The sequence below is a fragment of the Anaerococcus sp. HMSC065G05 genome (assembly GCF_001812365.1).
Taxonomy (GTDB): Bacteria; Bacillota; Clostridia; order Tissierellales; family Peptoniphilaceae; genus Anaerococcus; species Anaerococcus vaginalis.
Map to the genome: position 1 here is coordinate 1 of NZ_KV808684.1, position 12,660 is coordinate 12,660.

The window sequence follows — 12,660 nt, forward strand, 5'->3', positions numbered from 1 at the left end:
TTTATTGGTGGGTTTGTCGACGCTCTGAGTGCGAAAAGATTTCGCACTTTTTTACAATATTTTTTTAATTTCAGATAAATTTTTTACTTGATAAGTGAAATTTTTATCTGAAATTTTTTTGTCTTCCTTATTTAAATAAATAGATTTGATTTTTGAATTTTTTGCACCAATTATGTCTGATTTTATGCTATCTCCAATCATGATTAAATCATCATTTGAAAATTTTGTAAGATCCATTATTTTTTGGAAAAATTTCTTATCTGGTTTTTCAAAACCGATTTTATCTGATACAAAAATTTTATCAAAATACTTATCAAGATTTGATTTTTTTAACCTATTTTCCTGCATTTTAAATATCCCATTGCTTGCAGTAAAAATTTTGTATTTATCCGATAAATATAACAATAAATCCTCAATTCCATCGACCATTTCAATTTCATCATATAAAAATTTTACAAATAAATCATTGAAAAGGCCTTTTTCTATATCTAGATTAAAATATTTACCCATCTGATAATCTCTTTTTATAAAAACTTCTTTTATATTAATCTCTCCTAATTTTTGCTTGGTCCATAAAATATCATTAACCTTATTAAAATAAGAAAAATCTTCTTCTTTAAATTTTAAATTGAATTTTTCTAAAGTTTTTAAAAAAGAATTTTTGGAACATTTTTCAAAATCAAAAATCGTATCATCTATATCAATTAAAACTGCTTTAATCATTTTACTATTTTAAATACATACATCTCATAGCATTTAATACAGCTATAATTGTAACACCAACATCTGCAAAAATTGCAGCCCACATTGAAGTAAGTCCCAAGGCTCCAAGAATTAAAACTATAATTTTTACACCGATTGAAAAATATATATTTTCTTTTACAATTCTTAGACATTTTTTTGAAACTTTTATGGCCGTTGGAATTTTTCCTGGATCATCATCCATTAAAACAACATCAGCAGCCTCTATTGCTGCATCTGAGCCCATAGCTCCCATAGCAATTCCTACATCTGCTCTGGTAAGTGATGGGGCATCATTAATTCCATCTCCAACAAAGGCGATTTTTTTATTTACATCATCTTTTTTATCTAAAATTTCTTCAAGGATTTTTACCTTGTCTTGAGGGAGAAGTTCACTGTAAAATTCATCCAAAGATAAATTTTTTGCAACATTTTCTCCAACTTCTTTAGAATCTCCAGTAAGCATTATTGTCTTGCTTATATTATTTTTTTTCAAATCAGATATAGCTTTTTTAGAATTTTCTTTTATTGTATCTGATATTACAATGTGACCTTGGTATTCATTATTTATTGCAAGATGGATAATGGTTCCAATTTTTTCACAAGCTTTCCATTCTATATTTAATTTATCCATTAATTTTGAATTTCCAAGGTAAACCTCATCACCATTTACTTTTGCACTTATTCCATAGCCTGAAATTTCTTTTATATCACGAATTTCACAATCATCTTTTTCGTTTGGATAGGCTTTTCTCAAAGAATCTGCAATAGGGTGGGTTGAATATCTTTCAACGTGACTTGCTATATGAAGAAGTTCTTCTTTAGATAATTTTTCTGGATGAACAGCTGTTACTTCAAAAGTTCCCTTTGTTAAGGTTCCGGTTTTATCAAAAATGATTTGGTCAACATTTGATAAAACTTCCATATAATTTGATCCTTTTACAAGAATTCCCTTTTTGCTTGCAGATCCAATTCCTGCAAAAAATGAAAGAGGAATTGAAATAACCAAGGCGCATGGGCAAGATATAATTAAAAATATCAAAGCCCTATAAATCCAAGATGAAAAATTTGGACTATTTCCCATCAAAAATGAAAATATTCCTGGTAAAAACGCTAAGGCTAAAGCAAGATAAACAACTACTGGTGTATAAATTCTTGCAAATTTTGTAATGAAATTTTCAGATTTTGATTTTCTTTCTGATGCATCTTCAATTAATTCTAAAACTTTTGTGACGGTGGATTCTCCAAACTCTTTTGTAGTTTTAATTTTTAATAAACCATTTAAATTAATTGATCCTGAATATATTTCAGATCCTTCTCTTACATCCTTTGGAACTGACTCACCTGTCAAGGCTTTGGTATCAAGTGAAGATTGTCCATCAATTACAATACCATCCAAAGGAACTTTTTCTCCAGGCTTTATTACTATTGTTGAACCAATTTCAACATCGTCTGGATCTACTTCTTCTATATTTCCATTTTCATCTTCAATATTTGCAAAATCTGGAACTATATCCATAAGATCTGCAATAGATTTTCTGCTTTTTCCAACAGCATATGATTGGAAAAATTCTCCAATTTGGTAAAAAAGCATAACAGCAACAGCTTCTACAAAATCTCCACTTTTTGTATAAAAAGCAAGAATTATTGCTCCAATTGTCGCAATAGACATCAAAAGAGATTCATCAAAAGCCTGTTTATTTTTAATTCCGTTGAAAGCCTCAAGTAAAACGTCATATCCAACCAAAAGATAGGAAATTAAATACATTATACTTGTAAAAACATTATTAAAATTTAGAAAATGTAGGATAATTAAGATTAAGGCTGATAAAATTATCCTAGATAAATTTTTCTTTTGATTTTTATTCATAATTTGTCCTTAAAAATAAATCTCACAATCTTTTTCAATTTTTCTGCAATTTTTCAAAACATTTTCCATTACTTCTTTTTCGTCCACACCATCTTCAAATGTAACTTTCATTTTTAACATCATAAAGTTAATGGTACAGTCTTTGACTCCATCTGTATTTTTAGCTTCGATTTCCATTTTATTTGCACATGAAGGGCAATCCACTTCAATTTTGTAAGATTTTTTCATAAAAATTCTCCTTTAATTAAAAATTTACAATTAAACAAATATTTAATTGTATCTAAGTTCATAATACAAGATTATTTATGTAAAGTCAACAAAAAAATTTAAATTAAATTATATTTTTGTGGTAAAGTATAAATAAGGAGAGAAATAAATGAAATTACCACATAAACATTATAAAAACGATGACAAAATTGATTTTTTATTAGAAGAAGAAAAGGCATCAGATATTTCTAAAGCTTTCAGACATTTGGGAGATCCAAAAAGATTACAAATTTTTTGGCTTTTATGCCATAGAAAAGAATGCGTAATAAATATAGCTGCAATTATGGGAATGTCATCTCCTGCTATAAGCCATCACCTAAAAATTTTAAAAACAGCAGGACTTATTTCATCAAAAAGAGAAGGCAAAGAAATGTTTTATAAGGCAAACGACAATAAACTAAGCGAATTTATGTTTAATGTAATTTTAGATACTAAAAATTTATAGGAATAAAAAAGATAAACTAAAAAATGAAGTGAACTACTCAATCCGTATTCTGGATTTTTAGGTTCACTTCAAAAACTTATCTTTGTTTATTTTAAATATTAATTTTAATTTCATAATCCAAATTTTTGTAAAATTCCATGGAATGTTCAATATCATGATATTTGTATCCCATGTCAAAGGCATTTTTTCTATCTTTGCTTGAGCCGTGAGTAAATTTATCAGGATTTATATTTGAGCCAGACATTTCTTGAATATTATCATCTCCAATTGATGATGCAGCTTTCATTGCTTCTTCAATATCTCCTTTTTCTAAATATCCATTTTCTTTTGAAAAATATGCATAAACGCCAGCAAAATAATCGGCTTGCAATTCTTGAGCTACTGAATATTTATTGTAATCTTTTTCGGATAATTCTTTTTGAAGTTGTTGAGTTTGATTTAATATTCCTAATTCATTTTGAACGTGATGACCAACTTCGTGAGCAAGGACATAAGCAAAAGCAAAATCTCCACCAGCTCCAAATGTATTTTTTAATTCATCATAAAAAGAAACATCAATGTAAATAGCTTCATCAAGGGGACAATAAAATGGTCCCATACCAGATTGAGCTATTCCACAAGATGACTTTGTTGTTTTTGTATAAAGAGTCATGCTTGGCTCCTTGTAAGTCAAATTATATTCAAAAAATTTTTCATGCCACATATCTTCTGTATCAGCAAGAACAACAGAAAGAAAATCTTCCAATTCTTTTTGATTTTCAGAAATAGTTTCTTCATACCTATTTTCTTGTGTTTCATTTACATTTTTATTATTTATAACAGAAGGATCTGCTCCAAGAAAATATAAAATAAGAACTAAAATAAGCCCGCCAATTCCACCACCAAAAACAACTGGTGCACCAGAGCCTCTATTTACATTGGAACTTTTTCTCCTATTTTTCCACTTCATATTAACCTCCAATTTTTTTCTATTAAATTAATACCCCAATTTAAACAAGTTAATATTTATTTTTGATAATAAATTGGTAATATTTTAAAGTTTTGGTAAAATATTTTTAATAATATAAATTAAAGGAGATACAATGAAGTTTATTTCATGGAATATAGATTCCCTAAATGCTGCCCTTACAAGTGATTCAAATAGAGCTGTTATGTCTAGGGACGTTTTAAAAACTATAATTAGTGAAGACGCCGATGTGATTTGTCTTCAAGAAACAAAATTACCAAGAACTGGTCCTGGCAAAAAACATCAAAAAATTTTGGAAGAATATTTTCCATCCTATGATTACGCATGGGTAAGCTCTCAAGAGCCTGCAAGAAAATCATACGCAGGATGTTTAACGCTTTATAAAAAAAATCTTCAAACAAAAATTACTTTCCCAGTTTTGAATGCGCCAGATACAATGGACCAAGAAGCAAGAATTATTACTTTAGAGTTTGAAAATTTTTATTTGACACAAGTTTATACACCAAATGCAGGAAATGGTCTAAACAGACTTGGCTTAAGACAAATTTGGGATGAAAAATTTGCAAATTATTTGGAAAATTTAGACAAAAACAAAGCAGTAATTGCTTGCGGAGATTTTAATGTTGCACACAAAGAAATTGATTTGAAACATCCAGAAAATAATCATGAATCAGCGGGCTTTACAGATGAAGAAAGAAATGGATTTACAAATTTATTAAACAAAGGTTTTGTAGATACATTTAGACATATTCATGGAGATGTTGAAGGAAAATATACTTGGTGGGCACAAAGAGTAAAGACAAGTAAGATTAATAATTCTGGCTGGAGAATAGATTATTTTATAGTATCAGACAGAATAAAAGATAAAATAAAAGAATCTAATATGATAGATTCTGGAGACAGACAAGATCATACACCAATATATTTATCAATAGATATATAATTTTAATTTACAGGATAAAATATTTAGAAATTGAAAAATTTTTAAATGTTTTATTCTGTTTTTTAATTGATTTAAATTTGGGTATATTTTAAAAGTAGAAAGAAATAAAAAATTTAAATTAACTCACACTAGGAGATATTATGAAAAAATGTATGCTAATTGAAAATCCAAATTCAGGCGATGGTAAAAATGATGAATTTATGGAAAAATTAAAAGAAAAATTACAAGATGAATTTGATGAAATTATTGATAAAAAAACACAAAAAGAAAATGACGGCGAAAATTTTGCAAAAACTGCTTGCGAAGAAAAATTTGATTCAATATTTGTAGTTGGAGGAGATGGAACATTTAATGAAGTAATAAATGGGGTTTCCAAAATGGACTACAGACCAAAAATCGGCTTATTGCCAGGAGGAACAAATAACACCTATATGCAATTAATAGGTGGTTCAAATGATCTTTGTGAGGCGATTGAAAAATTATCATTTGAAAAAACAAAAAAAGTTGATATAGGAAAATGCAACGACACATATTTTTCTTACTATGTTTGTTTTGGAAAATTAATAGAAGCAACAACATCAACAGATTCAAAAGAAAAAGAAAAATTGGGAGGATTTGCTTACGTTAAAAATGTTTTAAAAACACTACCAAAAGATGAAACAGTAGATATAAAAATTGAATACGAAGATAAATCTTTTGAGTGCAAAGCATCTTTGGTATATGTTATGACAGTAAATAAAATTGGCAATCTAGAATTTTCTAAAGATGATGCGGACCTTAGCGATGGATATTTAAATGTATTCGTGATGACAGACGAAGGAATAATATCAAAAGTAGATGCAGCAAAAGATATGCTATTTGGTAAAGTAGACGAAAATGAAAATATAAAATCATTTACTTGCAAAAAACTTTCAATAAAAAATTTGGAAGATAAAAAAATAGAATTAGACATGGATGGAGAATTAAACGAACAACTTCCATGCCAAATAGAAATATTAGAAAAACATGTAGAAATTTATATGCCTAAAAATAATTAAATAAATATTAGAAATATTTTTATAATTTTAAATAGTAATTAATAAAAAGAGGGGTCACACCTTCTTTTTTATTTTAAATTTCAAATGGCATAAATTTTTTAAAAATAAAAAATTAGAATCAAACAATTATTATGTCTACTATTAAATTTTATGTGCTTATGATATATTAATAATATGAAAAAATTTTTAAAATTTATTTTTCTTATTTTTTTAGTTGTAATTATTTTTTCATTAGTTAAATCAAGTTCGATTACGGGAGGGGTTGATGATTTGATTGGCCTTATTTTTAATAAGGAAAAAACTGATGATATGGATGAATTATATAAAAATATTGAAAAACACAAAGATGATAATGAAAAAATTAATTGGCTTTATGAGAATTTTGATAGCTTAACTGACAGTGAAATTTATCTTGTTGGAAATGATATAGATACTTGTGAGTTTGTTTATAATTTGAAAAATGGAATAGTTGATTTTGAATATTATCCTGGTGAAAGTGTAAATTATGGAAGACTTACTCCTTATTTTTTACAATGGGATAATAGGTGGGCCTATAATAAATTGGGAAATTCTAATATTGGATTTGCGGGTTGTGGTCCTACTTCTATGGCTATGGTTTTAAAAAGATTAAATCCAAATTTGGATATTAGTCCTTCAAATATTGCTCAGGATGCTCAATCTTATATGGGAAGTGAAGGCATTGAGTGGAAATTTTTTGCTGATGAGGCTAATAAATATGGCCATAATATTGAAAATATTGAAAATGATAAAGATGCTATGATTAATGCTCTTGACAGGGGAAGCCTTATTGTTTCTGTGAATAAGGGATATTTTACTTTGTTTGGACATATTTTGGTTATTGATTCTTATAAAAATGGAAGATTTGTTATAAATGATCCGAATTCTATGAAAAATTCTGAGAAATCTTGGTCATATAATAGCATCAAAGATCAAATTGCAAATATTTGGTTAGTTTATTAAATGGGGTTAGAATGAAAAAACGTATTTCTTATAAATTATTGTTGATTTCAATTATAATTGGTTTATGTGCAGGTCTTGTAGTAAGTTTATTTAGACTTTTAATTCCAAAAATTATGTTTGTAATTTCTAATTTAATAATTTTTGGTCAAAAAAATTTATTAAATGCTATAATTTTTGTTTTTGCATTTATATTTATTGGTTTTTTGGTTTCGATTTGTGTAAACAAGGAGCCTATGATTGGTGGGAGCGGAATTCCTCAAATTTCAGGAAAATTGCATGATAAATTGGATTATAGTGCCTTGTCTTGTTTGATTAATAAAATTATTGGGGGCTTGCTTGCTATTGGTTCTGGTTTAACTTTGGGAAGGGAAGGTCCTTCTGTTCAAATAGGAGGCTCTCTTGGTGAGGTTATGGCAAATATTTTCAAATTGGATGACGATGATAAAAAAATAATGATTATTGGTTCATCTGCTTCTGGAATTACTAGTGCTTTTACAGCACCAATTTCTGCTATTGCTTTTGCCCTTGAAGAACTTATGAAAAAAACTTCTCGAATTAATTTTATTTACATAACATCAACAATCATTTCATCAAGCATTGTAACAAGTTTGATTATAGGAAATGATCCTGTAATAAAAATTAAAAATAATCTAAATTTATCTATGAGATTTTGGATTTATTTAATTTTTTTGGGAATTTTAGTAGGATTTTCATCAATTCTATTTAATAAGGGTATTTTGTTTGGAAAAAAATTATATAAAAATTTGCCTATTTCTCAAAGTATAAAATCTATAATTCCGTTTTTTATCACAAGTATTTTTTTACTTTTTGATAGTAGATTATTGGGAAGTGGAGAAAATTTTATTTCTCTTGCCCAAGGAGATAATTATGAAATTTCAACTTTAATATATTTTTATTTTATGAAATTATTGCTATTGCTAATTGCTTTTTGCTCTGGAATTCCTGGCGGAATATTTTTTCCTTTGCTTGCTATGGGTTCATTAATTGGAAATTTTTATGGCTGTATTTTATTTGAATTAAATTTAGTTGGCGAAAATGAAATTATAATTTTTTCAATGCTTGCTATGGCTGCTCATTTTGCATCAATTGTTAGAGCACCTTTGACAGGAATGTTTTTGATAATTGAGATGACAGGAGGAAGAATTGATTTTTTCTTGCCAATTATAATTGTAAGTCTTGTGGCTTATTTACTAACAGAAAATTTCAATAATGAACCAATATATGAATCTCTTCTTGAGATTATGATAAAAAATAAATCATAAATATTTGTAAGATTTAAAAGAGCTTTTTGATAGCTCTTTTTTATTTTTGATTTTTAAAATTTTTTGGGAAATTTGATAGAAATATGTAGATTTGCTTTTATAATTTTTTTTCTTGTGTTATAATTCATCTAAGTAATATTTTGTATAAAATTAGGAATATTTATATAAATATTAATTTTGAAAAGATAGGGGAATAATATGAAAAGAAAACTTAGTTTTAATCAAACTTTATTAGTTGGTTCTTTGTTGTTTGGCTTGTATTTTGGAGCTGGAAATTTAATTTTTCCAATTGAGCTTGGACAAAATTCTGGAACTAATCTTTATAAAGTTGTTTTGGGATTTATAATTAGTGGGGTTGGACTTCCAATTTTGGGAGTTGTTGCAAGTGCTATTTCAAAAAATGATAGTTTGTTTGAAATGGGAAAGACTGTAAATGATAAATTTGCATATTTTTTTACAACAGCTTTGTATTTGACGATTGGACCATTTTTTGCAATTCCAAGAACGTCAACGGTAGCTTTTGAAGTTGGAATTGCTCCAAATATTTCTGAAGATAAAATAAAATTATTTTTATTTGTTTTTTCATTAATATTTTTTCTTGCTGTCTTAGCTTTCGCATTAAAACCTGGCAAAGTTATGGATAATATAGGAAAAATTTTGACGCCAACTTTTTTGATTTTATTGTCAGTTTTGGTTATTTTTGCAATCATTAAACCAATGGGAGATTTGGCAAAAAATCAACCTACTAAAATTTACCAAAAAAATCCATTATTTACAGGAATTCTTGATGGATATAACACAATGGATGCTCTTGCAAGCCTTGCTTTTGCAATTATAATTATTTCAAGTATTAGAAAACTTGGAGTAAAAGATTCAAATCAAATTGCTAAAGAAACTTTAAAAAGTGGAGTAATTTGTTTGATTGCTATGAGCACAGTTTATATTTCTTTATCTTTTATGTCATCATCTTCTGTAAATATAATGAAATTAGGCAATAACGGTGGAAGAATTTTATCTAATATTTCATTTTATTATTTGGGAAATTTCGGCAAGATTTTATTAGCTGCAATAGTAATAGTAGCTTGTTTAAAAACAGCTATTGGACTAATCATTGCCTGCTCTGAAATTTTTATACAAATGTATCCAAATACACTTTCATACAAAGCTTATGCTGTAGTTTTTACCTTAATATCATTTTTGATAGCAAATTTAGGACTTCAAAAAATAATTAGCTTGTCAATACCAGTTTTGATGTATTTGTATCCGCTTGCAATAGTTCTAATATTTTTATCTTTGGCATATCCAATAATTGGCAAAAACAAGATAATATTTTCTTTAACTATTTTGTTTACGGCCATATTTTCAATTTTTGATTTGCTTAAAGCTTTGCCAAAAAATATTTCAAGTACGAATTCTATAAGCAAAATTGTAGATTTTGCAAAAAATTATTTACCAGCATTTGAACTAGGATTTGGCTGGTTGATTCCAGCAATATTTGGAATTATTTTAGGATTATTAATAAGTATTATAAAAAAAGAAAAGATAAAAGAAATAAATTTGTAAAAATTATAAAAAAATTTTACCTTTTTATTAAAATATGATATTATATTTATCAATGGGGGTGAAGTATGGACTGTGTATTTTGTAAGATTGCTGACGGAGAAATACCATCAGATATAATCTACGAAGATCAAAAAGTAATTGCATTTAATGATCTTGATCCACAAGCACCTATCCATTTTCTTGTTATACCAAAAAAACACATAGAAAGTTTGGCTAAATTAGATGAAGAAGATAAGGATATAATTTCTCATATCTTTATGGTTATTAAAAAAATAACAGAAGATCTAAACGTAGCAGAAGATGGCTACAGAATAGTCAACAATACAGGAGAAGATGGAGGACAAAGTGTTAAGCACATGCACTTTCATGTTTTAGCACAAAGATCCTTGCAATGGCCACCAGGTTGATTTCAAACTTAATTGTGTGATACGAGAGGGGGGATAGAGATGACAGAGATCAAAGTTGGAGAAAACGAATCAATAGATAGTGCAATTAAAAGATTCAAAAGACAATGCGCAAGATCCGGTGTTCTAACAGAATATAGAAAAAGAGAACACTACGAAAAGCCAAGCCTTAAGAGAAAAAAGAAATCTGAGGCAGCAAAGAGAAAAAAAAGAAGAAAATAGTAATTTAAGACCCACTTGGGTCTTTTTTTATTGTGTGTAATTTTTATTTTAAAATAATATGAATTTATTAAGTTAAAATCTTATAATGATTTTATATAAAAAAATTTTTATTTTTATATTGTGTTTTGCCAATTAAAGTGCTATAATATTAAAAAAATTAATGCGTTTTGAGAGGTTAATTATGCTCATGGCGAATTTATGTAAAATAAGAAAATTTAAAGTAAATTATTTTATCCGAAATTTTGAGGATATTTTTTAGAGTGCCTTTTTGCAATTTTTGCAGGAGGTGCTTTTTTTATATTTAAAATTGGATTTTATTTTATAGTGTATAATATTATCTTAATTTATTTTGATCGATTTTTATTTTATATAATAATATAAAAATAACTTGAAATCTAAGGGGAAATTTATTTTTAGGAGTTTTGCTTTTTATCTTGGAACATTTATTTAAAAAATTATTAAAGGAGAAAATTATGAAAAAAATTTATGCTAGCCAAATTTTAGTTATTATATTTGGTGTCCTTGTTTGTATTTCTACTGTAATTCCTGCAGCAGAATTTTTGGGTCAAGAAATAAATTTATTAAAACCTGATGATAGCTTTGGCTCTGGAATTATATTGATTGTCCTATCTCTTTTGGCAATTCTTTCATGTTTATTGAAGAAAAAAATTCTTACTATAGTATTTTCTGTTTTAAATTTAGCTATAGCTATTCTTCAATATCAATCATTTGAACAATATATGGAATTTGCCACAACAGGTTTTTATCTTATGATTATTGCAAGCGTACTTCTTTTTGCTGGTTCCATTTTTATGGCTATACAAGTTCCTAAAAAAAATAAGCAAGAAATCAAATGAAAATTATGATTTCTCCTTAGATGAATAGCTTATTAATATGAAAATGAAAAGTAATTTTAAAAATTATTTTTTGTTCAATTTTAAAAACAAGATTTTTGAAATAATTACTCTCTTTTAAAAATCTTGTTTTTTTTTTGAATTTTTTGCTTTGATTTAGTTTTTACATTTATACATAATTTTATTGACTATATTAAGTATTTTTTGTATATTTATAGTATAAAAATTTGAGGAGATATTATGAAATCAAAAAGTGTATTTAAATCTGTATGTGTATTTGTCGGATTAGGATTTTTATTAACTATTGTTTGGTTAATGATTTTTTCTATGACAATTACTCCAGATGATGCTGAGATGACAGTAGAGCCTTTTAGTGGTGCAAGTGTGACTTTTGGATTTGCATGTGCTCTTATTGCAAATTTTATATATCAATATAACAGTGCTAAGTCTTTGGAGCAAAGAATTTATAGTAATACAAGCAGTCTTGAATCTATAAAAATTAGAAATCGTGATTTAATTGACAAGGCAAATCGTTTGATAGATAAACATCAAAAAAACGAAAAAGAATCTTATATTGATATTGCAAAAGCAAGTTATACAAAAAAGGAAGAACGTCACGAAAAAAATACTAAAGATCGTTTGAAAACTTATAGCGATGAAGATGTGCTTGTAACAAGTTCACAAGAATTTGGAAATTTTATTAATGATTTTCCAGAACTTAGCAATAATCAAAATGTAAAAATTTTATTAGATGAAATTATTAATAGTGAAAATTATTTATCTAATAGCAAAATTGAACTAAATAGGTGCATTGAATCTTACAATAGCTTAATTCATCAATTTCCTTTGGTTTTATTGCGTAAACCATTGAAATTTACAGATAAAGAATTTTATCGTGAAGAAGTTCAAATAACAGATGAAATGCTAGGAATTTAATTTTATAATTTAATAGGCAATAATTAATTCTTCTATTTTTATAGGAGAATTTTTTATTTTAAATTTATAAATTTTATAAAAAAACGCTAAAAATTTGACACTAATTTACAAATGGGCTAGCATAAAATTAGAAGTACATATTTATTG

Annotated in this window: 14 protein-coding genes; 10 read left to right on the top strand and 4 right to left on the bottom strand. The window is 26.8% G+C overall.

Annotated features, from left to right (window positions below):
- Positions 1–51 precede the first annotated feature (51 nt).
- From HMPREF2852_RS00345 to HMPREF2852_RS00355, 3 genes are read right to left on the bottom strand one after another with little or no spacing between them, the layout of a single operon-like run.
- On the bottom strand, positions 52–723 hold the full coding sequence (locus HMPREF2852_RS00345; RefSeq protein ID WP_070604958.1) for a YjjG family noncanonical pyrimidine nucleotidase: 672 nt from the start codon (positions 721–723) through the stop codon (positions 52–54).
- 4 nt (positions 724–727) lie between these two features.
- Positions 728–2,611 carry a heavy metal translocating P-type ATPase gene (locus tag HMPREF2852_RS00350; RefSeq protein WP_070604960.1) on the bottom strand — a complete coding sequence of 628 codons (1,884 nt, stop codon included), beginning with the start codon at positions 2,609–2,611 and terminating at the stop codon, positions 728–730.
- Positions 2,612–2,620: 9 nt separating this feature from the next.
- On the bottom strand, positions 2,621–2,839 hold the full coding sequence (locus HMPREF2852_RS00355; protein ID WP_070604963.1) for a hypothetical protein: 219 nt from the start codon (positions 2,837–2,839) through the stop codon (positions 2,621–2,623).
- A 148-nt stretch (positions 2,840–2,987) separates the two neighbouring features.
- Between HMPREF2852_RS00355 and HMPREF2852_RS00360 the strand changes: the two genes are divergently transcribed.
- Positions 2,988–3,323, top strand: coding sequence for an ArsR/SmtB family transcription factor (locus HMPREF2852_RS00360; protein ID WP_004838993.1), 336 nt, complete (start codon positions 2,988–2,990; stop codon positions 3,321–3,323).
- 91 nt (positions 3,324–3,414) lie between these two features.
- Here the strand turns inward: HMPREF2852_RS00360 and HMPREF2852_RS00365 are convergent, their stop codons facing one another.
- Positions 3,415–4,272 carry a KPN_02809 family neutral zinc metallopeptidase gene (locus tag HMPREF2852_RS00365; RefSeq protein ID WP_070604965.1) on the bottom strand — a complete coding sequence of 286 codons (858 nt, stop codon included), beginning with the start codon at positions 4,270–4,272 and terminating at the stop codon, positions 3,415–3,417.
- 133 nt (positions 4,273–4,405) lie between these two features.
- Between HMPREF2852_RS00365 and HMPREF2852_RS00370 the strand changes: the two genes are divergently transcribed.
- The 9 genes from HMPREF2852_RS00370 (at position 4,406) to HMPREF2852_RS00410 (ending at position 12,513) form a co-directional block, all read left to right on the top strand.
- A complete protein-coding gene (locus HMPREF2852_RS00370; RefSeq protein WP_070604968.1) occupies positions 4,406–5,233 on the top strand; it encodes an exodeoxyribonuclease III in 828 nt (275 codons plus the stop codon).
- Between the two features lie 140 nt (positions 5,234–5,373).
- Positions 5,374–6,270, top strand: coding sequence for a diacylglycerol/lipid kinase family protein (locus HMPREF2852_RS00375; protein ID WP_070604971.1), 897 nt, complete (start codon positions 5,374–5,376; stop codon positions 6,268–6,270).
- 174 nt (positions 6,271–6,444) lie between these two features.
- Complete coding sequence (locus tag HMPREF2852_RS00380; protein ID WP_070604974.1) at positions 6,445–7,251, top strand: C39 family peptidase; 807 nt, start codon at positions 6,445–6,447, stop codon at positions 7,249–7,251.
- Positions 7,252–7,262: 11 nt separating this feature from the next.
- Positions 7,263–8,534: a ClC family H(+)/Cl(-) exchange transporter gene (locus HMPREF2852_RS00385; RefSeq protein WP_070604978.1), complete on the top strand. Its 1,272-nt coding sequence runs from the start codon at positions 7,263–7,265 to the stop codon at positions 8,532–8,534.
- A 198-nt stretch (positions 8,535–8,732) separates the two neighbouring features.
- A complete protein-coding gene (brnQ, locus tag HMPREF2852_RS00390; protein WP_070604979.1) occupies positions 8,733–10,097 on the top strand; it encodes a branched-chain amino acid transport system II carrier protein in 1,365 nt (454 codons plus the stop codon).
- 65 nt (positions 10,098–10,162) lie between these two features.
- A complete protein-coding gene (locus HMPREF2852_RS00395; RefSeq protein ID WP_019117533.1) occupies positions 10,163–10,504 on the top strand; it encodes a histidine triad nucleotide-binding protein in 342 nt (113 codons plus the stop codon).
- Between the two features lie 39 nt (positions 10,505–10,543).
- Positions 10,544–10,723 carry a 30S ribosomal protein S21 gene (gene rpsU / locus HMPREF2852_RS00400; RefSeq protein WP_004838985.1) on the top strand — a complete coding sequence of 60 codons (180 nt, stop codon included), beginning with the start codon at positions 10,544–10,546 and terminating at the stop codon, positions 10,721–10,723.
- A 473-nt stretch (positions 10,724–11,196) separates the two neighbouring features.
- The gene (locus HMPREF2852_RS00405; RefSeq protein ID WP_070604982.1) at positions 11,197–11,580 is read left to right on the top strand and encodes a hypothetical protein; all 384 of its coding nucleotides are present in this window, start codon (positions 11,197–11,199) and stop codon (positions 11,578–11,580) included.
- A gap of 237 nt (positions 11,581–11,817) precedes the next feature.
- Positions 11,818–12,513, top strand: a complete 696-nt coding sequence (locus tag HMPREF2852_RS00410; RefSeq protein WP_070604985.1) for a LemA family protein — start codon at positions 11,818–11,820, stop codon at positions 12,511–12,513.
- Positions 12,514–12,660: the final 147 nt, after the last annotated feature.